Origin of the sequence: Arthrobacter sp. NQ4 (assembly GCF_029077345.1) — a bacterium.
Lineage (GTDB): Bacteria > Actinomycetota > Actinomycetes > Actinomycetales > Micrococcaceae > Arthrobacter.
Map to the genome: position 1 here is coordinate 460,774 of NZ_JARETC010000003.1, position 26,018 is coordinate 486,791.

General features: G+C 67.5%; 18 protein-coding genes. 8 read left to right on the forward strand and 10 right to left on the reverse strand.

Features of this window, described 5'->3' with window-relative positions:
- The first annotated feature begins 212 nt into the window (after positions 1–212).
- From PUN51_RS08500 to PUN51_RS08510, 3 genes are all read left to right on the forward strand, one after another.
- Complete coding sequence (locus PUN51_RS08500; RefSeq protein ID WP_275180477.1) at positions 213–752, forward strand: hypothetical protein; 540 nt, start codon at positions 213–215, stop codon at positions 750–752.
- 33 nt (positions 753–785) lie between these two features.
- A complete protein-coding gene (locus PUN51_RS08505) occupies positions 786–1,100 on the forward strand; it encodes a hypothetical protein (RefSeq protein ID WP_275180478.1) in 315 nt (104 codons plus the stop codon).
- Between the two features lie 91 nt (positions 1,101–1,191).
- Positions 1,192–1,878 (forward strand): response regulator, encoded by a 687-nt coding sequence (locus PUN51_RS08510; RefSeq protein WP_159632635.1) that lies wholly within the window; start codon positions 1,192–1,194, stop codon positions 1,876–1,878.
- Positions 1,879–1,952: 74 nt separating this feature from the next.
- On the opposite strand, the gene PUN51_RS08515 is transcribed toward PUN51_RS08510, so the two are convergent.
- The 6 genes from PUN51_RS08515 to PUN51_RS08540 all read right to left on the reverse strand — a co-directional run bounded on the left by PUN51_RS08515 (position 1,953) and on the right by PUN51_RS08540 (position 11,681).
- The gene (locus PUN51_RS08515) at positions 1,953–3,632 is read right to left on the reverse strand and encodes a GAF domain-containing sensor histidine kinase (RefSeq protein WP_159635699.1); all 1,680 of its coding nucleotides are present in this window, start codon (positions 3,630–3,632) and stop codon (positions 1,953–1,955) included.
- 116 nt (positions 3,633–3,748) lie between these two features.
- On the reverse strand, positions 3,749–6,475 hold the full coding sequence (gene mgtA, locus PUN51_RS08520) for a magnesium-translocating P-type ATPase (protein ID WP_275180479.1): 2,727 nt from the start codon (positions 6,473–6,475) through the stop codon (positions 3,749–3,751).
- A gap of 70 nt (positions 6,476–6,545) precedes the next feature.
- On the reverse strand, positions 6,546–7,187 hold the full coding sequence (locus tag PUN51_RS08525; RefSeq protein ID WP_275180480.1) for a class I SAM-dependent methyltransferase: 642 nt from the start codon (positions 7,185–7,187) through the stop codon (positions 6,546–6,548).
- Between the two features lie 45 nt (positions 7,188–7,232).
- Positions 7,233–7,979, reverse strand: coding sequence for a hypothetical protein (locus PUN51_RS08530; protein ID WP_275180481.1), 747 nt, complete (start codon positions 7,977–7,979; stop codon positions 7,233–7,235).
- A gap of 831 nt (positions 7,980–8,810) precedes the next feature.
- Positions 8,811–9,866 carry a 2,3-butanediol dehydrogenase gene (locus tag PUN51_RS08535; protein WP_275180482.1) on the reverse strand — a complete coding sequence of 352 codons (1,056 nt, stop codon included), beginning with the start codon at positions 9,864–9,866 and terminating at the stop codon, positions 8,811–8,813.
- 24 nt (positions 9,867–9,890) lie between these two features.
- A complete protein-coding gene (locus PUN51_RS08540) occupies positions 9,891–11,681 on the reverse strand; it encodes an NAD(P)/FAD-dependent oxidoreductase (protein ID WP_275180483.1) in 1,791 nt (596 codons plus the stop codon).
- A gap of 142 nt (positions 11,682–11,823) precedes the next feature.
- Here PUN51_RS08540 and PUN51_RS08545 point away from each other — a divergent pair, with 142 nt between their 5' ends.
- Positions 11,824–13,143 carry a GAF domain-containing protein gene (locus PUN51_RS08545; RefSeq protein WP_275180484.1) on the forward strand — a complete coding sequence of 440 codons (1,320 nt, stop codon included), beginning with the start codon at positions 11,824–11,826 and terminating at the stop codon, positions 13,141–13,143.
- Positions 13,144–13,472: 329 nt separating this feature from the next.
- Complete coding sequence (locus PUN51_RS08550) at positions 13,473–15,458, forward strand: S8 family serine peptidase (RefSeq protein ID WP_275180485.1); 1,986 nt, start codon at positions 13,473–13,475, stop codon at positions 15,456–15,458.
- A 16-nt stretch (positions 15,459–15,474) separates the two neighbouring features.
- Here the strand turns inward: PUN51_RS08550 and PUN51_RS08555 are convergent, their stop codons facing one another.
- The gene (locus PUN51_RS08555; protein ID WP_275180486.1) at positions 15,475–16,257 is read right to left on the reverse strand and encodes an SDR family oxidoreductase; all 783 of its coding nucleotides are present in this window, start codon (positions 16,255–16,257) and stop codon (positions 15,475–15,477) included.
- Positions 16,258–16,447: 190 nt separating this feature from the next.
- On the opposite strand from PUN51_RS08555, the gene PUN51_RS08560 reads away from it, so the two are divergent.
- Positions 16,448–18,037 (forward strand): alkaline phosphatase D family protein, encoded by a 1,590-nt coding sequence (locus PUN51_RS08560; protein ID WP_275180487.1) that lies wholly within the window; start codon positions 16,448–16,450, stop codon positions 18,035–18,037.
- Between the two features lie 383 nt (positions 18,038–18,420).
- Positions 18,421–20,649, forward strand: a complete 2,229-nt coding sequence (locus tag PUN51_RS08565) for a PKD domain-containing protein (RefSeq protein WP_275180488.1) — start codon at positions 18,421–18,423, stop codon at positions 20,647–20,649.
- Positions 20,650–20,676: 27 nt separating this feature from the next.
- On the opposite strand, the gene PUN51_RS08570 is transcribed toward PUN51_RS08565, so the two are convergent.
- The 3 genes from PUN51_RS08570 to PUN51_RS08580 form a co-directional block, all read right to left on the reverse strand.
- Positions 20,677–21,936: a S8 family serine peptidase gene (locus PUN51_RS08570; RefSeq protein WP_275180489.1), complete on the reverse strand. Its 1,260-nt coding sequence runs from the start codon at positions 21,934–21,936 to the stop codon at positions 20,677–20,679.
- Positions 21,937–22,033: 97 nt separating this feature from the next.
- Positions 22,034–23,035 carry a hypothetical protein gene (locus PUN51_RS08575; protein WP_275180490.1) on the reverse strand — a complete coding sequence of 334 codons (1,002 nt, stop codon included), beginning with the start codon at positions 23,033–23,035 and terminating at the stop codon, positions 22,034–22,036.
- A 74-nt stretch (positions 23,036–23,109) separates the two neighbouring features.
- Positions 23,110–24,375: a S8 family serine peptidase gene (locus tag PUN51_RS08580; RefSeq protein WP_275180492.1), complete on the reverse strand. Its 1,266-nt coding sequence runs from the start codon at positions 24,373–24,375 to the stop codon at positions 23,110–23,112.
- Positions 24,376–24,594: 219 nt separating this feature from the next.
- On the opposite strand from PUN51_RS08580, the gene PUN51_RS08585 reads away from it, so the two are divergent.
- A complete protein-coding gene (locus PUN51_RS08585; RefSeq protein WP_275180494.1) occupies positions 24,595–25,815 on the forward strand; it encodes an MFS transporter in 1,221 nt (406 codons plus the stop codon).
- The last annotated feature ends 203 nt before the right edge of the window (positions 25,816–26,018 follow it).

Consider the following 26,018-nt stretch of genomic DNA (forward strand, 5'->3'; position numbering starts at 1 on the left):
GCCGGTGGCCCGCGTCCAGGACGGGACCTTCAGCCCTATAGCGGGCCCGGGAGGATTGGCATCCTTGTAAAGGCACCGTCCGGGTCCTCACATTGCGAGGCCGGAGCGGCTTTCCACCGTGAAACCCCCAGTGACTTTCCGCCGGAGGCACCGTCAAGGATGCCCGCCGGCGTGCAGCCGCACCCAGCTGGCTGGATTTTGAAAGGGCCGACATGTCCGCTGACATCCTCACCTTCCGTCCCGCTCCCCTGTCGCAGGCGGACGCCGCGCGCCGGCGGGCGATGCTCCTCCACCCGTCCAATTTCGTCCCGGCATCTGCTCCGGACCGTGACGCTACGGAGAAGGCCGAAGAGCAGGCCGGCCGGTTCGACGCCCTGTACAAGGAGTTCCTGGACCGGGGACTCTCCGCTAACGGGGCCAGGACCGAGGTGGCCCGGGCGGCCGCACGGGAGATCTGGGACGGTTTCGCCGTCCAGCTGCGGCAGCACCGTGCCGCGGGCCAGCAAATGGATGCCAACGTCCTGGCCGTCGCCCTTGCTTCGATCCAGTGCCTGAACAGCGTCCTGCCGCGCCGTCCTGAAGATCCCCACCACGCTGTCCGCGCCGTCAGCACCGCACGCCGCCGCCTCCAATACAACGGAGGCTTGCTGCACCGGCTGCATCCGCACCGCAACCCCGCCTTCCAGGACGCAGTCGCCACGCTTCAGTCGCTGGAGGTTTTCCTCACCCGACCGCAGCAGCACGCCGCCTGAGCCTGGGCAGGGAGGTACGGAACATTGGCAACCATGGACGAGTACAAGGCCGTACACGCCGGCAACGAACCGCCAGGAGGCCTGGACCACAGCACCGAGCTGGGGCACGGCGGCTGCAATGTCATTTCCAAGGACAGCGGCGGGGTGGTGGGCCGCTGGGGTTCGTGGGAAACTGCCAGCGTGGCCCTGAACCGGCTCCAGAAGCTCGGAGGCCGGTACGAATACCGGCTGGAGGAGTCCCATCAATGGGTGCCGGGGCCGGAACACAGCACCATCTGCGCCGTCTGCAGCGTCCACCGGGAGGTTCCGGCTTCCTCCGGGACGGCGCTGGGAATTGGCTGGCCCTAAGTGCCCGATAATTTAATGAAGTTCCTCCCGGAGGGGCGGCTGCAGGGGAAAGGGCAGCCGGGGAGGGCATCGAGTTGATGAGAGCGTCTTCATGAATACACCTGCAGCACCCCCCGACGAGTCTTGGTCCGCCATCCTGCCCCTCCGGGTCTTCATCCTCACTGACCATGAAATGGTCCGGAAAGGCCTTGGCGACCTGCTCGAACACTTTGGCTTCGATGTAGTTGGCGAAAGCGGATCCGCTGCAGAAGCCCGGCGCCTGATCCACGTCCTGCAGCCGGACATCGTGGTGCTGGATGACAGGCTCCCGGACGGCACGGGCATCGAGGTGTGCCGCGACCTGCGCTCCACCGCTCCTGAGGTGCGTTGCCTGATCCTTACCGGCTGGGACGAACAGCACGCCGTACGGGCAGCGGTCCTGGCGGGCGCTTCTGGCTACGTGCTCAAGCGAATCGGAGACAGCGATGCGTTGATCAACTGCATCCGCAGCACAGCCGCCGGCATTTCCCCCATCGGCCCCGGCGTCAGGGAGCGGGTGGCCGAGAGCCTGTACGCCACCGCTTCAGCCCCTTGGCTGAAGGCCATGACGCGGACGGAACGGAATGTACTCGCCCTCATGGCCCGCGGACTGACCAACCCCCAGATCGGGCAGGAGATGGTGCTGCCGGACGCCGCCGTGGCCACCCACGTGTCTTCCGTGCTCCATAAACTGGGCTTCCGGCGGCGGGGCCACCTGATTCCCGCTCCCATCCCCCGAGCGTGGGAGCTGCTGCACTGACCGCCCCCTGACCGCCACTCCGGAACCATCGTGAGGAGGCACCATCTTGAGCCGGCCACGGTCCAGTAACCCGCTCAGCCGGCAGCGGGCGCCCTCCATGTCACACTCGTGCCCTTGCCCGGGACGCTGTCGATGATGCATTCCCCGCCCAGACGGGTGGCCCGGTTCTTCATGTTGGTCAACCCGCTGACCCGCTGCGGATCGTTGAATCCGCGCCCGGTATCCCGGACTGTGAGGACCACGTCGCCATCCTGGACGGCGAGCAGGATGGCGATGTCCTCTGATCCCGAATGCCTGACGGCGTTGCTGACGCTTTCGTGGAGTACCGGCAGCAACTGTGCGGCGACGTCGTCGTCTACCGCATCGTCCACCGGCCCGGAAAACTGGATCCGGGGGAGGAAACCGGAAGCGTTTGCGGCCTCCTGGACAGCGCGCAACACGCGTCCGCTCAGCAGTTCCTTATCGGGCTCCCGGGCCTGCAGGGAGTAGATGGTGTCCCGGAGCTGATGGATGCAGTCGTCCAGTTCTGCTGTGATCCCGGCAATGCGCCGCTCGTGGGCAGGCGGATCCGCGGTGTAGCGGCGCAGGCCCTGGATGCTCAGTCCGGCAGCGAAGAGCCGCTGGATCACCAGGTCGTGCAGGTCCGCCGCAATCCGTTCCCGGTCAATGAACAGGGCGTGCTCTTCCCGCAACTGGTTCGCCTTGAGCAGGTCCAGCGTCAGGCCTATCCGGGACGCAAATACGGCGCTTTGCTCAACGTCCACTTCCGTATACCGTGCTCCGCCAACAGCCCTGGCCAGGACCAGGACGCTGTCGCGGTGGCCGTCGCTGTTGCTGCCCAGGGCAGCCACCAGGACCGGCCCCAACTTCTCGGCAGACGTCGGATCGAACACCAGGAGCGGGTCGGCCAGGACCTTGGACTCCCCCGTTTCCAGGACTTCTGACAGGACGGCGGCAGCAGGCATTTCCTGGCCGCCTGGCATCGACTGGGCACCCACCGAGGTCCGGCACCTGATGATTCCGTCCGGCCCCACTGAGGCGATCAGGGCCAGGACGGAAGCCGAGGCGTTTAGGGCGCGTTCAGCAATCATGTCCAGGTTCTCCGTGTCGGAGCGTGGCTGGTCCTTGAGGCGGTCACTGACTTCCATGCCCGCTTCCAGCCAGCGCTGGCGCCGCCTGGTGTCATCAAACAACTTCGCGTTCTGGATGGCCACCCCGGCGGCCGCCGCCAGGGCGACAGCGAGGTCCTCGTCCTCACCGGTGAAATCCTGGTCACCGATCTTCTCCGTCAGGTACAGGTTCCCGAAGACCTCGTTCCGGACCCGGACCGGGACGCCCAGGAAGGTGCTCATGGGCGGATGGTTGGAAGGAAACCCCACCGCTATTGGATGCTCGCCCAAATCGTGGAGCCGCAACGGCTTGGGTTCCCGGATCAGCTCGCCAAGCACGCCATGGCCGGTGGGCAGGTCACCGATGACCCGGGCACCCTCTTCATCGATGCCCACGGTGATGAAGTGGCTGAGCTGCTGGTCGTCGCCGATGACACCCAGGGCCCCGTACCGTGCCCCCACCAGTTCGCACGCCGACTGCACCAGCCGGTCCAGTACTGCTTCCAGGCTCAGGTCCTCTGTCATGGAGACCACTGCGCCGAGCAGCCCCTCGACATGTTCCTGTGCCCGGACAAGATCATCCGCCCGCTCTACAAACTCCCGCAGGAGTTCCCGGGTCCGCCGCCTAATTGGTTCACGCCACATGTAAAAACGCTCCGAAATCGAACGCATCCACGGCGGGCTGCATCACCCCGGATCCGTTTTTGGAAAGCCCCCAGCGTCTCTTTTCACCATGCTAACAACCCTCGGCACCGCGCGCCCTAAAGGTTACGGACAGTCGTCCCCCGCTGTGCCCTTCGGCCCTTCAACAGGTTTCTGCGGGACGCAGGGACCGGGAGAGGGGGCACCTTGACGGGGATGCTGAACCGGAATGCCCGCCGGGAGATGTGGTGCGTATCCTTCCGGCGCCGGACGGGCGGCGGCAGGGCCGGCAGCTGCTGGGCGTCGCGTGCGAAGAACCATTGTTTGGCAGCCTCCACCAGCACCAGATACACCACCACCATGCCCAGCAGGGCCAGGAAGAACGGCACCGGCAAGGGGTCGAAGCCCAGAACTGCGGCCGCAGGTGACAGCGGCAGGAAGATGCCGAGGGCCACAACTCCCAGCGAGGCAGCGATGAGGCCCGCCGAGGGCCGGCTCCGCAGAAAGGGGACCCGCCGGGTGCGGATGGCGAAGATGATCAGCGTCTGGGTGGCGATGGATTCGATGAACCAGCCGGCCCGGAACTCCCCCGGCGCTGCAGTGAACACGAACAGCATCAGCCCGAACGTCGCGAAGTCGAACAGCGAACTGATCGGCCCGAACAGCAGCATGAACCGCCGGATGAACGCGATGTCCCAGTGCGACGGCGCCCGCAGCTGCTCCTTGTCCACCCGGTCCCCCGGAATGGCCAGCTGCCCGGAGTCGTACAGCAGGTTGTTCAGCAGGATCTGGCCCGGCAGCATGGGCAGGAAACTCAGCACCACGGAGGCCACCGCCGCGCTGAACATGTTGCCGAAATTGCTGGACGTGCCCATCAGCACGTACTTGATGGTGTTGGCGAAGATCCGCCGGCCCTCCATCACGCCGTCCGCCAGCACGCCCAGGTCCTTGTCCAGCAGCACGACGTCGGCCGCGTCTTTGGCCACGTCCGTTGCGGTGTCCACGGAAATGCCGATGTCCGCCTTGTGAAGTGCCAGGGCGTCGTTGACGCCGTCGCCCATGAAGCCCACGGAGCCGCCGCTGAGGCGCAGCAGGCCGATGATGCGCGCCTTTTGTTCGGGCGAAACGCGCGCGAAGATCGTGGCCGTCCGCACGGCGGCGGCGAGGTCGGCGTCGGACATCGCCTCGACCTGGGAGCCGGTGAGCGTGCCGCCGGAAATCACGTCCAGGTCCGCGCAGACCTTCTCCGCCACTTTGGCGTTGTCCCCGGTGGCGATCTTCACCGAGATCCCCAGTGCCTCAAGGCGGTCCAGGGACTGCCGGGCGTTGGCTTTGGGCCGGTCCAGGAAGACGAGGAAACCGGCCAGGGTCAGGTTCCGCTCGTCCGCCGGCGCCAGCCTTTCCAGCCCCGCGGCCGGGCGGGTGGCCACGGCAACCACCCGGGAGCCGGCGTCGAACTGTTGGTCCAGCAGTGCCTGCACGGCGGCCGGGGTGGGTCCGCAGAGGGCCAGGATGTCCTCCGGGGCGCCCTTGGTGACCAGCTTCGCAGGGCCGGCGTGCTCCCGGACCAGCACGGTGGTGCGGCGGCGCTGGTGGTCAAAGCCGATCAGGTCCACCCGCTCGAAGCGCCCCGGATCGAAACCGGACGCCCCGGGGCTGTCCCAGAGGGCGGCGTCCAGCGGGTTCTGCCCGGCCGGGGAATTCTTTGCCTCCGCATAATCGGTCTCGGTGGCCAGCAGGCCCAAGGTGAGCAGGCCGTCGTCGGACGTCTCCGGGGCGGCTGGCAGCGCACCGGTGAAGCTGATCCTGCCCTCCGTCAGGGTGCCGGTCTTGTCCGTGACCAGGATGTCCATGTCCCCCAGGTCCTCGATGCATACCAGGCGTTTGACCAGCACCTTGCGCTTGGCCAGCTGCCGGGTGCCGGTGGCCAAGGATGTGCTGACCACGGCCGGGAGCAACTGAGGGGTGATGCCGACGGCAATTGCCAGCGAGAACAGCAGGGATTCAATGAGCGGACGTTGCAGCAGCAGGTTGGCCACGAAGATCAGCGAGGTGAGCACCATGGCTACCTGCAGCAGCAGGAAGGAGAACCGCTTGAGTCCCAGCTGGAACTCGGTCTGCGGCTGCCTCTCGCCCAGCCCGAGTGCGATGCGCCCGAATTCGGCCCGGCCGCCGGTGGCCACCACCACCCCGGTGCAGCCGCCGGACTGGACCACCGTGCCCATGAACACGCAGGAGGCGAGGTCGCCCAATGCTGAACCGGCGGAAACGGGAGCAACTTCCTTGGCCGCAGGCTGGGACTCCCCGGTGAGGATGCTTTCATCGCAGAGAAGATTGTTGGTGGTCAGGAGCCGGATGTCCGCCGGGATGATGGCACCCAGGGAGAGATGGACGACGTCGCCCGGCACCAGGGCGGTCACGTCCACTTCACCGGTGGTTCCGTCGCGGAGCACCACGGCCCTGTGCGTTACGCGGTCGTGCAGGGCTTCGGATGCCCGCTCCGCACGGTACTCGTTGGTGAAGCCGAGGCCTACGCTGGCCAGCAGGATCACACCGATGACGATGGAGTTGGTGGCATCGCCAAGGAAGAGGGACAACCCGGCGGTGACGATCAGGAGAATGAGGATGGGGCTGGCAAACTGTCTGCCCAGTACAGCCCAGGCGTTGGCGCGGTGCGTGCGGACCGCGTTGGGGCCGAGCTGCAGGAGGCGGGCGGCCGCTTCCTCCCCGGTGAGGCCGCCAGGCCCGGAACCCAGGCGCGCCAGCGTCTGCTCCGCCGTCAGGCTCGCGGCGTCGGTGATGGCCAGCTGGAGGGAGCTGCGCTCCTGGACGTTCACGTCTGTCATGCCGGATCCGTTCGGAACGCGTGGGCTTCGTGGTTTTAACCTAAGGCAAGGGTACGACGGCGGGGCCGGTTCAATCAGGCGCCCCGGGGCTGATGGCGGTTCCCAGGATGTGGGCCATGGGCGGGTTGAACCGCGCAACGGCAAAATCGAAGTGTTGGTTGTCCTGGACTGTGAATCCCGCCGCGGTGATGGCGGCAAGGGTGTCCCGGTTGAGATGGCAGCCGCCCATGAACCGTCCCCAGACCGGGGTCAGCACGTCTTCGGCCCTGGCCAGGACCGCATGGGCGGACCGGACGTGCTCGTAGTAGGCCAGGGTTCCGCCGGGCTTGAGCACGCGGCGGATCTCCGCGAGGGCGGTGGCCTGGTCCCCGACGCTGCAGAGGACCAAACTTGCCACCACGGCGTCCACGCTTCCGGAAGGGGCGGGAATGTGCTCCGCGGCGCCGGCCACAACGGTGACCGGCACACTGGCCGATGCTGCTGCTTTCTCCGCCACGCTTCTGAGATAGTCATCGGGCTCCAGGGCGAGGACATGGGTGACGGCAGGCGGGTACAGCGGAAAAGACGATCCCGCCCCTGCGCCGATTTCGACCACAGTTCCCTGCAGCCCGGCCACGATGCGGCGGCGGTGCTCTGCGGCCCCGCGGCGGTCCATGCCGGCGACGGCGCGTGCGAAGGCCCGGGCGAAAAGCGGGTGTTGCAGGCGGTCCATGCGGTTGCCTCCTCGGGGATGCTCTCTGTAAGCCACCCTTCACAACTACTTAAGGCTCAGCACTTCGTCTATTGGCCGGCCGTTGACGAACACCTGCGCGCTCGTGGCCCCGGAGGCGGCCATGGCCGTGTACTCAAGCTGCGCCTTGGCCCGCGGGATGTCGCAGACGCCGGCCAGCATGAACTGCCCGGAGAGCCAGATAGTGATGGTGCTGCCGTTCAGCTCGCCGCCAAGGTAGGTCAGGGTCGACTGGTACAGGACGTTGATCAGCCCGGACAGGCCCACGTGCCGGCTCTTATTGGCCAGCAGGGTCCCGACGCTGGGGCCCACCTGGTCCGTGAAGCGGACGGGTGCCGTCGTGGTGGCCACCAGGCTGTCACCGCACCCGATCTTCGGTCCCGAGACGCCGTTGTCGCCCACCGCCACGTAGTAGACGGTCAGCGGCCCCACCTGCTCGGGAAGGCCGGTAGGGGCGGGTTCCTGCGTTGGTTCCTGCGTGGGCGGCGGGCTTGCCGGGGCGGACGACGGCGGCGCGGCACCTGGGGTGGTGGGCGCGGCTGAGGTGGTGCCCGGCGTCGTCGGGGTCGCCGTCATGGTCGGGGTCGCCGTCATGGTGGGGGCGGTCGTCATGGTGGGGGTCGCCGTCGTGCTGGGGCCGGCGCTGCTCGCCGTGGGGCCGGGGGCCGCGGAACTGGTGGTGGGGCCCGGCGCCGGCGGCCCGAAGCAGGCGGTGAGGACCATCAGGCCGCTGAGCCCGAGAACGCTGAGTGCCGAAAGCCTGGGCCTGGTCATGATGCCCCCTTGAATGCGGGTTCCGCGGCTGTGGAACCCACCCTCAAGGTACGCCTGGGGGTTACTCCACAACAGGGACTAAAGTCCGAGCCCGGCCTTTGGCGTCTTGGGCAGGTCTCCCCATCGCAGGCTCCCGCCCACGTGTGGAAGCATGCAGTAGGGCCTGCTTGGGCCTGGAGGTGACTTGGGGGAAAGATGGCGTGCAGGGCAACACCACGGCAGTACCCGCTGGCACTTGTGGTGGTTCTGGGGTCGCTGGTTTCGGCGGCGTGTGCCGGTCCCAAACATCCTTTGCCCGAAAAGAGCAGTGAACCGCCGGTCACGGAATCACCAGCCCCTGTGGCGCAAAGTTTCGCCAGATACGACGGACTGCGTGCGGAGCTGATCGCCGCCCTGGAACAACAGCTCCCCGGCATCAGCTGGACCGTGCATCTGCCGGCCAGCGTGAACAAGCTGGCCGACGGCAGGTGCTTCTTCGAGACGAGGACGATGGTCAGCAGCGCCGACGTAGTGGAGCCCTCGCACCGGTTCGCGGATATTTTCCGCCGGCGACCCCGTCCTGGCAAAGTACGGCTTTCCTGCGTTTGGAGGGACAGACCCAACACCGGGCGGCTGGACGGTGGCGCGCAGCGCGAATGCGGCCGGAGCAATCGTCAGTATCGAGTCGAAAAGCCCGGCCTACCTGTACATCGGGGCGCCTGTAGATTCAAGGACTTGCGATCCGGCGGAGCTTCCCGACCCCTGACGCGGAAGCACGGGGGCCGGCCGGCTGCGGCAGCAGGAAGGCTGCGGGCTGTGAACGATGCGCCCCACCCCGCAGCCTCGCCGGCTTTACGGATGCACCAGCACCTTTACGGCCGTGTCCTTGTGGTTGATGAGGGTATCGAAGCCTTGCTCCACCAGGTCCTCCAGCGCGATCCTGCCCGTGATGAACGGCTTGAGGTCCACCTTCCCCTCCTGCACCATCCTGATCACGGCGGGGTGGTCGCGGACGTAGGCGATGGTGCCGCGCAGGTCGATTTCCTTGAGCACGATCTTCTGCATGTCCACGGTGGCCGGCGCGCCCCAGATGGACACGTTGACCACCACGGCGCCGGGCCGGACGGCGTCGAGCATGGTGTCCAGCACGGCATTCACGCCTGCGCATTCGAAGGCGACGTCCGCCCCGGCGCCCTCGGTGAGCTCGCGAACCCGCGCCGGGACGTCCTCCTTGCTTGGGTCAAGGACGTGGTCCGCCACCCCGCTGGAAGTGGCCTTCTCCTTGCGGGCCTGGGTGAGCTCACTGATGATCGTGGTCACGCCCATGCCTTTGAGGACCGCCGCGGTGAGCAGGCCGATCGGCCCGGACCCGCCCACCAGCGCGGTGTCGCCGGCCTTCACGCCGCTGCGCGCCACCGCGTGGTGCGCCACGGACAGCGGCTCGATCAGCGCCGCCTCATCCAGCGGGATGTTGCCGATGGGGTGCACCCAGCGCTGGTCCACCACGATCTTCTCGCTCAGCCCTCCCCCGCCGCCGGACAGCCCGATGAACCCCATCTGCCGGCACAGGTGGTAGCTGCCCGCCTGGCACATGTCGCAGGTCCCGTCCACGAAGTAGGGTTCGACGACGACGTTGTCACCCACCTCCAGCCCCTCCACGCCTTCGCCGACTTCGGCCACAGTCCCGGAGAATTCGTGCCCCAGGGTCACCGGGGATTCCTCGTGGGACAGCGGGTGTGGATGCCCGGGCGCGGGACAGAAGATTGGCCCCTCCAGGAACTCGTGCAGGTCGGTGCCGCAGATGCCGCACCACGCGACGTCGATCTTCACCGCCCCCGCGCGGAGTTCCGGCTCCGGGATGTCCTCGATCCTGATGTCCTTGCGGGCGTGGAAACGTGCTGCCTTCATGATTCCTCCATGCTGTAAACGCGGCTAGCGGGTGTGGTGGCTGGGCTGCAGTTCGTAGACCGGTGTGTCGAGTCCTTCCATCCGGGCCTTCAGCTGCAGCGCCAGGTAGGCGGAGTAGTGCCGGCTCTGGTGCAGGTTGCCGCCATGGATCCAGAGGTTGGGCACGTTGGTGGGCTTCCACATATTGCGCAGCTCCCCCTCCCACGGACCAGGGTCTTTTGGCGTGTCTGAGCCATATCCCCAGCATTTGCCCACCCGGTCCGCGATTTCGGGCGAGACCAGGTCCGCCAGCCACCCGTTCATGGACCCGTACCCGGTGGCGTAGACGATCAGGTCCGCTTCCAGCTCGGTGCCGTCGTCCATCACCACGGCGTTGCCGGTGATCTTGGTGACCTGCCCGTTCTTCAGTTTCACCCGGCCGTCGATGATCAGCTGGGAGGCGCCTACGTCGATGTAGTAGCCGGAGCCGCGCCGCAGGTACTTTACGAACAGGCCGGAGCCGTCCACACCGAAGTCAAGGTCGAACCCGGCGGCCTCCAGCTGGGAGTAGAACCCGGCATCCCGGGATGCCATCTCCTGGTACACCGGCACCTGGGCCCCGGGCAGGACGCGCATGGGCAGGGAGGCGAAGAGCAAATCGGCCTTTTCCGTGGTCACGCCGGCCGCGAGCGCCCGCTCCGAGTACAGGTCCCCCAGCGCCAGGTCCATCAGGGATTCGCTGCGGGCAATGTGGGTGGAGGACCGCTGCACCATGGTGACGTCGGCGCCGTGCTCCCAGAGGTCGGCGCAGATATCGTGCGCCGAGTTGTTGGAGCCGATCACCACGGCTTTCTTGCCCGTCCAGTCCCCGCCGCCCGGGTGCTGGGAGGAGTGGCGCTGCTCGCCCAGGAAGGACTCGGCGCCGTCGAAGACCGGGATGTTCGGGTAGCCGGAGACGCCCAGGGCGAAGATGAGCTGCTTCGGCCGGAGCGTCACCGCTTCGCCTCTGCGAAGGACGTTGACCGCCCATTCCTGCGTGCCGTCGTCGTACGATGCCCCCACGCACTCGGTGCCGGACCAGTAGTTCAGCTCCATGATGCGGGTATAGTGCTCCAGCCAGTCACCGATCTTGTCCTTGGCGGCGAAGACGGGCCAGTCGTCCGGGAACTTCAGGTAGGGCAGGTGGTCGTACCAGACGGGGTCGTGCAGGTGCAGGGACTTGTAGCGGTTGCGCCAGGAGTCGCCGGGGTTCTGATTCTTCTCGACGATGATGGTGGGCACGCCAAGCCGCTTCAGCCGGGCGGCGAGGCCAATCCCGCCCTGGCCGCCGCCGATGATCACGCAGTAGGGCTGCTCCTCGTAGCCGAGCCGTGCCTCCTGCTCCTCCTTGAGCTCCTTCCAGGACCGGCGCCCCCGGACAATCTCGTGGGCCACGCCCTGCTCGCGCCGCGGCCCCTTCTTTTCCTCGAAGCCCTTGAGCTCCTGCATGGTGGTCAGCAGCGTCCAGCATTTGCCGTCCCGGAGCCGGAGGTGGCCGTAGCCGCGGGCTGCGCCGGTCTCGAACGTGATCCACGCTTCCGTGTTCTCCGTGTCCCCGGTGGCATCCTCGGCAAGCGCCCAGTTGGCCGGCTGCACGCGATCCAGGGTGGCCTCCAGCATGCGGCGGATGTCCGCCTTTCCTTCCAGCGTCTTGAGGTTCCAGGTGAACGCCACGAAGTCCCGCCAGTAGCAGTCGTCCTCGAAGAGCTCCAGCGCGGCGTCCACGTCGCGCCGCTGCAGCGCCTCATCCAGACCGGCAAGCCAGGCCTGGGCGGCAGCCGTGGGTGTTTGGGTCATCTCCACTCCTTTGTGCTGTTTCATGGGCTCCGCCTGCCCGATATGCTGGGGCGGGCGTGAGCTGCATCACCAGTTGAACGCGGCGGGGGTAACAGCGGCGTTACACGGATCCGGCAAGGGAGCCGGCTGCGAGGAGGAAACGGTGGACTACGGCCAGAGGTTTTCGGACCCGGCGCGGTACGCACGGACGCTGCGGCGCGCGCACGAGCTGGTCATCGCCGGTGTCCCGCGGCCCGAGATCCCCACGCCGCTGGCGGAGTCGTGGCGGCGCTCCATGGCCCTGGGCATCAGCCCGGACCAGCACAGCCCGCGGCACCTGCACGAGGTGTCCGAGGTCCTGGAACTGCGGCGGGAACACCGGCTGCAGCAGGTGATGCCGGCGCTCCACGACCTCCTGGCCGATGATTCCCGGTCCGGCCGCCACCTGCTGGTCCTCACCGATGCCAGCGGCGAGATCCTGTGGCGCGTGGGCAGCCCGGCCGTGCTCCGGCGGGCCGACACGCTGGAGTTCTCCGAAGGCGCGGACTGGTCCGAGGCGGGCATCGGCACCAACGCCATCAGCGAGGCCCTGGTCACCGGCGGCCCCGTGCAGCTGTTCTCCGCCGAGCACCTGGTGCGCACGCACCACGAGTGGGCCTGCACGGCGGCACCCATTACAGACCCGGCCACGGGACGGGTGCTGGGCGTGCTGGATGTCTCGGGACCGCTGGACACCATCAGCGCGGACACGCTGCGGATGGTGCGGTGCGCCGTCCGGGTGGCGGAGGCCGTGCTGGGAACGTCCGACGGCGGCACCTCCCCGGGTGCCTCCTCTTCCGTGGGTGCGTCTTCCGGGCGTGCGTCTTCCGGGCGTGCGTCGCGGCGGCCTGCGCCTACTGCAGCCCGGTCCGTGGCGGTGGAGTCGCTGGAACTGCTCGGCGACAAGCCCGCGGCGGTGTCCGCTGACGGGAGCCGCACGCCGCTGACCCTGCGCCGGGCGGAAATCCTGGCGCTGCTGGATTCGCGGTCGCAGGGCTGGTCCGCGGAGGAGCTGGCCTACGAGCTGCATGGGGATGCCGGAACCCCGCAGGCCATCCGGACCGAGATGTTCCGGGTGCGGTCCATGCTGGGCGGTGCCGTGGAGTCCAACCCCTACCGCCTGGCCCCTGGCCTTGCGGGACATTCCGATTCCGGGAGGGTCCTGCGGTTGCTGCGCGACGGGCATGTGGCCGAAGCGCTGGAAGCGTACCGGGCACCCCTGCTGCGCCGGTCGGTTGCCCTTGCCGTGCAGCTGCTGCGGGACCAGCTGGACCTGGCCGTGGGATCGGCCGTGCGGGCCGGCGGGGACACCTCGCTGCTGGTTCAGTGGCTTTCCACGGACATGGGAGCTGTTGACCAACTGGCGGTCGAGGCACTGGGCCGGTTGGTGGGCCGCCGTGATCCGCGGTACCTGGCCTTCCGGGCGTCCTGCCCTGCTGGTTGAGCGCGCCAAGGTGGGGCCGCCGCTTCCGTAACCGGGGAGTTGTAAAATGGCCGGGGTCACATCGTCACGCGCTACTCCTGCGCTGGAGAACAGACCCCGGGCTCAGCCGGGGCTCCTGGACAGGACGGGCAGTGTGGACCAGGGAATGGTTTCCGTTTCCGCCGAAAGCTGGGGAGCACAAGGGATGTCTGGGGCTACCGAATTTACTGCCGGCGGTTGTACCCGCTGCCGGCGGGCAACACCTGCCTCCTTTGCAGTGCCCGGAACGGCCTGCGGAACCGCCCGAGGTTTATTCACCGCAGGATGGATCGGTCACTAGGAGGCCACCCATGTCATTTTCCAAGCGATTCAGGGGCTCCGCCGGCGCGGTGCTGGCAGCCGCGGCTGCCGTCATGCTGGCGGCTCCCCCGGCCACGGCATTCACCCCTGCGGCGACCGTCGCTCCCCTGCCCTCGCCCGCAGTCAGCGGTGGCGCGCAGGCTGCCGGCCCCTTGGCCGGTGACGAGGGCCGCTACCTGGTCAGTTTCACCAAGGGCTCGGACGTGGCAACGGAGGCGCAGTCCCTTCGGTCCCAGGGAGTCCGCGTCGGCAGGACGTTCTCCGCAGCGGTCCGGGGAGCGGCCATCACCGCCACCAAAGCGCAGGCGGCTGCCCTGGCACATTCGCCCCGGATCTCCCTGATTGAGCCGGATTCGCCCGTTTCGGTTTCCGACACCCAGCAGTCACCGCCCTGGGGCCTGGACAGGATCGACCAGCGGGCGCTCCCGCTCTCGAACACCTTCACGCCCACTGCCAGTGGCGCGGGCGTCAGCGCCTACGTCATCGACACCGGCGTCATGGCGGCAAACACGGACTTTGGCGGCCGAGTGGCCGCAGGCTGGACGGCCATCGCCGACGGCAAGGGCAGCAGCGACTGCAACGGCCACGGCACGCATGTTGCCGGCATCATCGCCGGAAAGACCTTCGGGGTGGCCAAATCAGCCAGCGTGGTTCCGGTGCGGGTACTCGGCTGTGACGGGTCCGGGTATGACTCGGACGTCATCGCGGGGCTCGACTGGATCGCGTCCCAGCATGCCGCCGGCACGCCCGCGGTGGCCAACCTCAGCATTGGCGGCCCCACCAGCACCACGCTGGATGACGCCATCAGGGGAATCATCAATGACGGCGTCACAGCCGTGGTGGCTGCCGGAAACGCCGCGGTTGACGCCTGCACCACCTCCCCGGCACGGGTGGCAGAGGCCCTGACCGTCGCCGCCACCGATTCCTCAGACCGGCAGGCAGGCTTCTCAAACTACGGGAGCTGCGTTGACCTGTACGCGCCGGGCGTGGGCATCCAGTCCGACTGGGACACCTCCACCACCTCGGTAGCCACCTTGAGCGGCACGTCCATGGCGTCCCCGCACGTTGCCGGTGCTGCGGCACTTTCCCTGTCGCGGAACCCGCAGCAGACGCCGGCTGCGGTGGCAGCGGAACTCACGTCCACCGCCACCCAGGGCACTGTCACCAACGTGTCAACAGGCACCCCCAACCGCCTGCTCTTTACCGGACCGGCCGCGGCTCTGGTGGCGAGGGACTTCACCAGTGACGGCAAGGCAGACCTGCTGGCACAGGACGGCAACGGGAGCCTGTGGACCTACCCGGGCCAGGGCAACGGCCTCTTCGGCTGGCGCATCAAGGTGGGCGACGGCTGGAACGTCATGACGGCGGTCAGCGCAGCAGGCGACCTCACGGGAGACGGGCAGCCTGACCTCATTGCCCGCGACACCAACGGGACTCTCTGGACCTACCCGGGGCTCGGCAACGGCCTCTTCGGATGGCGCATCAAGGTCGGCGACGGCTGGAACGTGATGACGTCCATCAGCGCAGCAGGCGACCTCACCGGAGACGGCAAACCGGACCTGATTGCCCGAGACACCAACGGGACCCTCTGGACCTACCCCGGCCTCGGCAACGGCCTCTTCGGCTGGCGGATCAAGGTCGGCGACGGCTGGAACGTCATGACCGCCATCAGCGCAGCAGGCGACCTCACCGGGGACGGCAAACCGGACCTGATTGCCCGCGACACCAACGGAACCCTCTGGACCTACCCGGGCCAGGGCAACGGCCTGTTCGGGTGGCGCATCAACGTAGGCCCCGGCTGGAACGTCATGACCGCCATCAGCGCAGCAGGAGACCTCACCGGGGACGGCAAACCCGACCTCGTCGCCCGCGACACCGACGGGACCCTCTGGACCTATCCCGGCCAGGGCAACGGCCTCTTCGGCTGGCGCATCAACGTGGGCCCGGGCTGGAACGTGATGACCGCCATCAGCTAGCGGCCGGTCCCATCCGTCACCAGACGGAATCCCCGCGAAGGACAGCGTCGCTGCCGCCGTCAACGTAGACAATCTGACCGCACAGGTGCGTGTTCTCGGCGCTGTTGAGCCAGGCCAGCAGGCGGGCCACCACGATGGCGTCCGCGATGCCGTTCAGCGGCATCGGGACCTGTTTCAGCAGCGCCTCACGCTCCTCTTCGGTATCGATCAGCTCGGCGGTCATGGGGGTGGCGATGACGCCGGGCGCCACGGCGTTCAGCGGGATCCCGGCCCCCGCCCAGGCTGCAGTGGAAGCCTGGCGGCGGACCCACCGCGACAGTGCCAGCTTCGTGGAGCAGTAAATGAGGCCGCCGGTGGTGGCTGGTTCCTTGGCCAGGACCCCGGCCCGGTCCAAGGAACCGGGCTCGTCCCCCGCGGTGAGCAGCGCCACCAGCTCATCGTCCGTTGCAAAGAGGGCCGCCATGGAGGAGACCACCACGGCGCGTGGGGCATCCGATCCCGCCAGCAGCGGCCGCAGCCCTTCAAGGGTGGCAACCGCGCCAAAGAAGTTGACGGCCACGGTGGCGGGAACCGGCGTATCAAGGCCTGCATTCGCGTAGATGGCATCGATCCTGCCGCCGCTGACTTTTCGTACCGCGTCCACCAGGCCGGCGCGGCCCTCCGCGGTGGAGAGGTCAGCCACCACCTCCGCATCATGGAGATCCACTCCGATCACGCGTTCGCCCCGCTGCTCGAGCAGTTCCTTGGTTGCCTTGCCGATGCCGGACGCGGCACCGGTGATAACGGACGTGCGGGGCATGGTGGTGCCTTCTTTCCCTGGCCGGACGGGTCGGCCCCAACTCTGCCCGGCAGGCCCTGCGGAATCCAGAGTCCAAAGGCCCGTCCACCGCAGCATCCAAAGAAATGATTAACAAGCCTTGTCACGCCGTTAACCGCACATTCATATCCTCCTCAAAACCTGTACAACGGCTGGAAATAGCGTGGGAGCCATGGACAACATCTCCCGCAGAACCCTCATCTCCGCCGGCCTTGGAGCCGGCCTGGTTGCCGCACTGCCGAATGCCGCCGTCGCCGTTTCCACCGCTGACGATGCCGGCCTCCGCACCGACCCCTTCATGCTCGGCATCGCCTCCGGCGAGCCCTGGCCGGATGGTTTCGTGCTCTGGACGCGCCTGGCGCTGAACCCCGTGGCGGAGGACGGGCTGGGCGGCATGCCGTCGCGGCCGGTGGCGGTGCAGTGGGAGGTGGCCGAGGACCAGGGTATGCGGAACGTGGTGGCCCGCGGCGTGGAGCAGGCCCGCCCTGAGGCCGCGCACTCGGTGCACGTGGAACTGCGGGGCCTGAAGGCAGGCCGCGAATACTTCTACCGGTTCCGCGCCGGCCGGCACGTGAGCCCCGTGGGCCGGACCATGACCAGCCCTGCACCGCACGAGACACCCGCCTCCCTGGCCATGGCGTTCGCCAGCTGCGCCCAGTACGAGCACGGCTACTTCACCGCATACCGCCGCCTCGCGGAGGACCACCCTGACCTGGTGCTGCACCTTGGCGACTACCTCTACGAGTACAAGAAGGGCAGCTACGTGATCGGCGGCGGCAACCCGCGGGACCACGAGGGCCCTGAGACCGTCACGCTGGAGACCTACCGGCAGCGGCATGCCCAGTACAAGGCCGACGCCGACCTGCAGGCCGCGCACGCCATCGCACCCTGGGCAGTGGTCTGGGATGACCACGAAGTGGACAACAACTGGGCGGACGACGTGCCGGAAAACAACGACGCCGGCCAGCTCAACGACAGCACCGAGCACTTCCGGCAGCGACGCGCCGCCGCGTTCCAGGCCTACTACGAGAACATGCCGCTCCGCCCGTCGTCGCTCCCGTCCGGCCCGGACATGAAGATCTACCGCAGGATCCAGTGGGGCCAGCTGGCCAACTTCCACATGATGGACACCCGGCAGTACCGCGACGATCAGCTCGCCGGCGACGGCTGGAAGAAGAACGTGGCGGAGCGGCTGGCGGAGGACCGGACCATCACCGGCGCCGAGCAGGAGAAGTGGCTGCTGGACGGATTCAGGAATTCCACGCAGCGGTGGGACATCCTGGGCCAGCAGGTCTTCTTCGCCGAGCGGGACCGCAACAAGGCACCGGAGATCGACGACGTGTCCATGGACGGCTGGGACGGGTACGCAGCCTCCCGCCGCCGCATCACCCAGGGCTGGGTGGACGCAAACGTCCGGAACGCCGTCGTGCTCACTGGCGATGTGCACCGCAACTGGGCCAACGACGTCAAGGTGGACTACAAGGATCCTGCCTCCCCGGTGGTGGGCTCGGAGCTCGTCTGCACCTCCATCACGTCCACCGGCGACGGCACCGGCTCCGCCACGGACGCCACCATGGCCTGGAACCCGCACCTGAAGTTCTACAACGACAACCGCGGCTACGTGAACACGCGCATCACCAGGGACGCCATGACCGCGGACTTCAGGGTGCTGGACCATGTCACGACGCCGGGCGCCCCGGTTTCCACAAAGGCCTCCTTCGAGATCCGCGACGGCGTCCCGGGGCTGCAGCCGCGCGCCTGACCTTCCGCGGGGACGCGTTTGCGTGACTTATGGGCCTCTTGCTGGTGCAGCACCCTTCATTTGCGGGGTTTCCTGCTCCTCTCGAAGCCAAGAGTGACGCAAACGCGTTGATGATGAGCCGGCGGTGTCGCCCAACAGTCACCTGGTGGTTGGCGTGCTCCGCGGGGTCAAGCAGCGGGCAGAGTCCAGCACGTGAATACCCGTAGCCCTAGGCAACAAAAACAGGTACCGAGTGTCCTTGTAGGGGTACCTAATGGAGCCTACTCTTAGTCCCCTAGGGGACCTTCGTGTTCCCCTAGGGGGTCCGCGCCGGGCTGGGCCGGCGACTGCGACCTCAGCGGAAAAGAGAATCTGCCTAAAGCATCAGCGCCCAGGAGCCGGCCATGAAGATCGCAGTTTCCCCCAGGTGGTTACGGCACGCGGTGGTCCTGGCACTGGTAGCCGGACCGGCCCTCGTCGCGTCTCCCCCGGCATCCGCCGACGCCGTCTACGGCACCCCCAGCATCACTTATTCCGGCGTCGCCAATCCGCCTACCTCGGACAAGCCGCAGAGCAAGCTCTGGTGGAACGACGGCTCGTGGTGGGCGGACATGTGGACCAGCGGCAGCGGCTGGAGCATCTACCGGCTGGACCGCCCCAGCGCCACCTGGGTGAACACGGGCGTGGTCAATGACACCCGCGGCAGCACCCTGGCGGACACCATGTGGGACGGCAGCCATCTCTACATCGCCTCGCACGTGGTCACGGTCTCCACCGACGCCAATCCGGTTCCCTCTGCCGCCGGACAGCCCGCTTACCTTTACCGGTACAGCTACTCCGGCGGCAAGTACACGCTGGATGCCGGCTTCCCCACGGTCATCACCAACAACAGCAGCGAGTCGATGACCATCGATGAGGACAGCACCGGCGCCATCTGGGCCACGTGGACGCAGGTGGCCGGCAACAGCACCAACGGATTCACCAACACGGTCTACGTCAACAACTCGGCGCCCGGCGGTTCCAGCTGGGCTGCGCCGTTCGTCCTCCCGGTCTCCAACCCGCACCCGGCAGCGGACGACATCTCCGCCGTGGTGTCCTACAACAAGAACAAGATCGGCGTGATGTGGAGCGACCAACTCACCGGCTCGGTATGGTGGGCCTCGCGCACGGACGGGACCTCCCCCACCTCGTCGTCGTCCTGGAACTTCCAGCCGGCCATCCGCGGCCAGGGGCAGGCCGATGACCACCTGAACATCAAGTCCCTGCAGTCGGATACCAGCGGCCGGGTCTTCGCCGCGGTGAAAACCAGCCTGAACGACATCTCCAGTGATCCCACCCTTCCGCAGCTTTTGCTGCTCGTCTTCAAACCAGGCACGGGATCCTTCACGCAATCGACCATTTCCACCACCGGTGACTGCGTCAGCAGGCCGCAGATTGTCCTGGACACCCAGTTCAACCTGGTCCGTGCGTTCCAGACCGCCCCGCCCACCTCGGTCAGCGGCTGCGCGTACTCCGGGGTTGCCGGCAGCATCTACGAGAAGACAGCGTCCCTGGACGACCCGGTCTTCGGCAGCGGCCGCGGGACTCCCATCATCCAGAGCGCATCGTCGTCCAGCATGAACAATGTGACCACCACCAAGCAGGGGGTGGACAGCTCCACGGGCATCGTGGCCATGGCCAGCGACGACGTGGCCAAACGCTACTGGTACTCGGACCGTCCGCTGGGGCCGGCCGTAACAGCGCCGGTGGCGTCCTTCTCGGCCTCCCCCATCTCCGGGAACGCGCCGCTGACCGTCGCCTTCACCGACACGTCCACCGGCACGCCCACGTCCTGGGCCTGGGAGTTCGGCGACGGCGGCACGTCCACGGCGCAGAATCCCGCCCACAGCTACGCGGCAGCCGGTACCTACACCGCGAAGCTCACCGCCACCAACAGCGCCGGTTCCAGCTCGGCTAGCACCACCGTCACTGTCAGTGCAGCCACAGCGTCCGCCGGCATCACCGCCGTGGGCTCAGTGACCACCTACGCCGGAACAGCTGCCTCCGCCGTCTCCATCAGCGCTCCCGCCGGTACTGCGGCTGGCGACGTCCTGGTCGCCGCCATCACGGCGGACCTGAACCCGCCCATGGCATCCGTCCCGGCGGGCTGGACTCCGCTGGTCAACGGCCTCGGCATCAACAGCTCGTCCACCTCCGGCGCCAGGGTCTTCGTCTACTACCACGTGGTGGGCGCCTCGGATCCTGCCAGCTACTCGTGGACCCTCGGCACCGCCGTGAAGTGGGGCGGCGGCATCACCGGCTACCGGGGCGTGAACAACAGCACGCCGCTTGACAGCCCGGTCGCGACGGCCGTGGACGCCACGTACACCGCCACCAGCATCACCGCCCCAAGCGTCACAACCGCCACCAACGGCGCCATGCTGATCGGCGGCTTGGGGTGCGACTGCGCCTCCCCGATAGTGTCGTCCGCGCCCAGCGGCTGGACCCAGCGCTGGCAGGCCGCCGGTGGCCAGATCGCCGAGCTCGCGGACAAGGTCCAGGGCACGGCAGGTTCAGCCGGGACGGCCACCTGGACCCTGGGCGGGGCGCGTGCGGTTGCCGCCTGGCAGGCCGCCCTGAAGCCCGCGGGCTAGGCTCCGGCCGCGGGCTGCTTCACCGGGCTACTTCACGGCGGCGGCCGCGTTGACCCTGCCGTATGCCCAGTAGGTGCCGGTACCGGGAACATCGTCGGCAGTGGATTCCACGTCTGCCCGGATGGACGCGTTCGTCGCGCCGGGGTGTGCGCTCCAGGCGAGGGCGGCGGCAGCGGCCACGATGGCTGAGGACATCGAACTGCCATTGCCCACGTCATAGCCCTGCGAACGGTTGTTCTGGGTTGCCAGGACGAACGGGTGGTTGGGGAACGTGGAGTAGACGTTCACGCCGGGCGCGGCGATGTCCACCCAGCTGGCGCCGTACGTGGAGAACGAGGCTTTGGCGTCGTTGTTGTCGGTGGCGCCGACGGCGATGACGTTGGGGTAGGCGCCCGGATAGATCTTGGTCTGGTTGCCGCCGTTGCCCGCCGCAGCCACCAGCACCACCCCCTTGTTCCAGGCGTTGTTGACGGCGGCTTCCAGGGTGCGCGAGGCCCGCACTCCCAGGCTCATGTTGATCACCCTGGCACCGTTGCTGACCGCCCAGTCGATGCCGCTTGCCAGGCTGGAGCTGGACCCGACGCCACTGTCGTTAAGGACCTTGCCGGCCAGGATGGTGCAGCCCGGGCAGACGCCGGCCACCCCAATGGTGTTGTCCACGGTGGCGGCAACATTGCCGGCCACATGGGTGCCGTGGCCGTAGTAGTCCTCCGCGACGGGGTCGCCGGCCTTGGTGGCTGAGCTGCTGAAGTTGGCGCGGGCCACCACCTTGGGGGCAATGTCCGGGTTGTCGCTGGCGACGCCGGAATCCAGGACGGCGACTTTGATGCCGTTGCCGGTGGTGGTGTTCCACGCCTCAACGGCGTCCACATCAGCGTCCTTGGTGCCGACGGGTACTGTGATGTCGCCGGCGGTGTTGGTGAACGACTGGCCGTCATTCTGCAGGGCGTACTGGCGGGGGAAATACTGGTCAGAGGTGGCGGCACCCACCGGCTGGTCCGGCTCGGCGTATTCGACGGCGGGGTCCCGGCTTAGTGCGTCGATGAGCTGCGTTTCGCCGCCCGCGGCAACGCTGACCAGCTGGGCGCCCGTGCCGCCGATGCTGGACCCACCAGCGAGGCCGTGCCGTTGGAGGACGTTGGCGGCAGCACCGGCGTCGCGGAACTTGACGATGATGTGCCCCGGTGCGGCAGTCTCACCGTGCGCGGCGGTGGCGGGAAGGGCCAACGGGACAGGGCCAAGCACCATGACGGCTGCCGTGAGACCGGCGGCGAAGAGTTTTCTCATGCCGGCTATTTTTGCCCTGCGCCGCGCAGTCCGGCTAGGGGTAAAAGCCCCAAAGATGGTCTCCGCCGCGCCTCGCGGGCAGAATCACCAGGTGTGGTCACGGCGCGGAGCGGGTTCCCGAATCCTCCCCTGACCCCGTGGTGGCCACGAAGTTCCAGTCGAATGAACCATCGGCATGAAGCGTCAGCCGGAGGAACCCGTGAGTGTCGCTGAACCGCTTTGCGATGTACGTCGGACTGCTGGTGAAAGGCCGCAGGTCTATGCCTCCCGTGGAGACCTGGAACGCGGTCATGCCCTCATCGACGCATTTGTCTGCTTTGTTGACGGGGCAGGACCGCTCGTAGTTGTGCTGTGAACCGGACAGGGTCAGCCGGACGCGGTGCTTCCACATCACATCGATCCACGGCTTCTGGGCGGCAGTCCGCCGGTGCTCGCTCGTCTCCGACGTGAAGTACGGCTCGTGGTAGACGACTGCCAGGTGCTGGCCCGCCGCCTCCGCAGCAGCAAGATCCTTGTCCAGCCAGCCGGTCGCGGCCTTGGCCTCCGCGGTGTCGTACCGCCACAGCGCGGAGGGCAGGAAGGCGAAGTGCCATTTTCCGAAATCCCTGGAGTACGGCTGGCCGTTCGCGATGAACCCGCGTTCCACGTTGATGGCCGCCTTGTCCGGGGACCCCGGGCATTGGCCGTTCATGAAGTTGTCCAGGTCTTCGTTGCGGCCGGGTTCCCAGTCGTGGTTCGGGCCGGACACCCAGTACATCCTGGGCAGGGTGCCGCCCCACAGCGGTTTCCAGAAGTTCACGTAGTCCTCGCAGCGTGCGGTGCTGTACTGGAAGTCCCCGAGCCCCAGGAACGCGTCAATATCGTTGGTCCTGACCAGTTTGGTGATGGCGGCGCCGTTCCGCGCCGATGGGCTGTCCGGGTCAGTGTTCGCAGGGGGGTTCATGTCGCCCACAGCGGCGATATGGATGTCCGGCGCCGGTGACGCGCTGCCCGGTGGAGACGGGGTGCCGGTGCAGCCCGTGGCACAGAGCGCCAGCAGGGCGGCGCCTGTTGCTGCTGCACGCCGAATGCGCCTGGATCGAGGGAGCGCTGGCTGCATCCCGTTGCCTCCTTCGGGAATCAGGACCGGACGGCGGGAGGACGACGGCGGGCCCGCACCCCCGCCTGCCACGCTCAACAACCCGCGGCGCCCACTGCTTTGCAGGCGTTCACCCGGCCGTGCGCCCAGTAGGAACCCGTGCCAGTGGTGGGATCAGCTGAGGATTCCACCTTGGCGCGCACGGATGCGTTTGACGTGCCCGATGGGGTGCTCCACACAAGCGCGGCAGTGGCGGCGACGATGGGTGAGGCCATTGACGTGCCGCTGAGGATGTCGTAGCCGGGCGAAAGCTTGTTCTGCGTACCAAGGACGGACGTGTAGGTCGGGAGGGTCGAGTAGACCCGGACCCCCGGGGCAGCGACGTCCACCCACTTGCCGTACGTGGAGAAGGACGCCTTGGCGTCATTGTTATCGGTTGCTGCTACCGCTATGACGTTCGGATAAGCGCCCGGGTAGACCTGGGCCTGGGTACCGGCGTTGCCGGCCGCGGCTACGATCACCACTCCCTGGTTCCAGGCGTTGTTCACGGCAGCTTCGAGGGTCCGTGACGACACCCGCTGGCCCAGGCTCATGTTGATGACCTTGGCACCCTTGCCGACAGCCCAGTCGATGCCCTCGGCAATGCCCGAGGAAGAGCCGGACCCGCTGCTGTTGAGGACCTTGGCGTCCAGGATGGAACAGCCCGGGCACACGCCTGCCACGCCCAGGGAGTTGTCCGCCGTGGCCGCCACGATGCCGGCCACGTGGGTGCCGTGGCCGTACTGGTCGTAATCCTCCGGGGCGAGGATCTGGGTGTCGCTGAAGTTTGCCCGGTCCACCACCTTGGATGAGATGTCCTCGTGGTTGATGGCAACCCCGGAATCGATGATGGCCACCCGGACGCCGGTTCCCATGGTGACATTCCACGCCTCGACGGCGTCCACATCGGCGTCCGTGGTGCCCGCGGCGACGGTTACCGTTCCGTCGGTGTTCGTGAAGGATTGGCCCGTGTTCTGCAGGGCGTACTGCCGGTCGAAGTACGGGTCGGCCGTGGCGGCAGTAACCAGTTCGTCCGGTTCGGCGTACTCAACGGCGGAACTGCGGCCCAGCGCCGCCACGAGCTGCAGTTCCCTGCCCGCCGGCACTGTGATGAGGTGGGCGCCGGTGCTGCCTATCGCCGGGCCGTCGGTGAGCCCATGCTGGCCCAGGACCCCGGCAGCGGCGCTGTTGTCCCGGAATTTGACCAGGATTTGTCCCGGTACGGGCGAGGACGGCGGGGCGCCGTTCCCCGGGGCAGCCGCCGTTACTGCGCCGAGGACCAGGACCATCGCAGCCAGGCCTGCGGTAAGCATCTTTTTCATGGCTTATCTTGCGCCCCACAGGCCACACCTGAACAGGCCTTGCCACAAGCAACTCTGGCAAGAGGAGTTTCGCCAGGCATGTTCGCTGATCGAACATTTGTACGTTTAATGAACTTCGCGGTAGCCTCCCATGAGAAAGCATGCCGTGGGTCACTCCCCCTGGTGACCGGGCTCGCATCGCGGCGTGCCGCTCCCGCTTCCCTGATCAAAGAGGATTACATGACTACGTCTCCTTCCACCCGCGCGTCACGCTGGCCGGTCTGGCTTTGCTGGCTGGCCATGGTCCTGGACGGCTTCGACCTGGTGGTGCTCGGCACCGTCATTCCCACACTCATCAAAACCGGCGAGCTTGGCTTCGACGCGGTCGGCGCCACACTGGCCGCCACCATCTCCCTGGTGGGCGTGGGACTCGGCGCACTGTTCATTGCCCCGCTGTCGGACCGGTTCGGGCACCGCAAGCTGCTGGTTGCCTGTGTCCTGTGGTTCTCCATCTTCACCATCGCGGTGATTTGGGCGCCCAACATGGCAGTGTTCAGCACGTTCCGGCTGCTGGCCGGCCTGGGGCTTGGCGCCTGCCTCCCGGTTGCCCTGGCCTACATGAACGATTACGCACCCGCCGGTTCCGCGGGCAAGTCGACCACCCGGACCATGACCGGCTACCACGCAGGCGCAGTGGCCACGGCCTTCCTGGCGCTGATGGTCATCCCGGACTGGCGAACCATGTTCGTGGTGGGCGGCATTGCGGGCCTGGCCTTGGTGCCCCTCCTCTGGTTCAAGCTCCCTGAGACCCTGCCGGCAGAACGGGAGGCCAAGAAGCAGGAGCAGGGCAGTGTCCGCGACCTCGCGAAGAAGCCGTACCCACTGGTGGCCTTGGCCATCGCTGCGGCCTCGTTCATGGGGCTCCTGCTGGTGTACGGCCTGAACACCTGGCTGCCGCAGCTCATGGCGTCCGCGGGATATCCCGTCAGCGCGGGCATCTCGCTGCTCCTGGTGCTGAACCTGGGCGCCGTTGCCGGCCTGATCATCGCCGGTATCCTGGCGGACAAGCACGGAACCAAGCGGATCGTGCTGCTCTGGTTTGGCCTGTCCGCGGTCTGCCTTGCCCTTCTCAGCGTCAAGGTTGACAACGCCATCCTGCTCAACGCCCTGGTCTTCGTCACGGGAGTGTTCGTCTTCAGCTCCCAGGTCCTCGTGTACGCCTGGGTCAGCCAACTGTTCCCGGCGCGGCTGCGCGCCACCGCCCTCGGTTTCGCCGCGGGCGTGGGCCGCGTGGGCGCCATCGCCGGACCTGCCGTGACCGGCGGACTGGTGGCCGCCGGCATCGCATACCCGTGGGGCTTCTACGCGTTCGCCGCCGCCGGCGCCCTGGCCGTCGTGGCACTCGTGACGGTACCGCAGGTCATTTCCGCGCGGAACCCGGCGCCGGAGCACGCCGGCTAAGCAAACGCAGCCGGGCGCTTTAGACACCCCGACGGCGGGAGGGCGGCCTTCAGGGCCGGCCCCCCGCCCCCGTAATTCTTTATGCCTAAATGCAGGCGGGGCGGGTGGGGGGCGCGGGAGGGGGGGTCGGGGGCGGGCAAGGCGTTATTCTCACGCCGAGCCTTCGGGGGACCCCCCGGGCCCCGGCCACCGAGCCTTTGGGG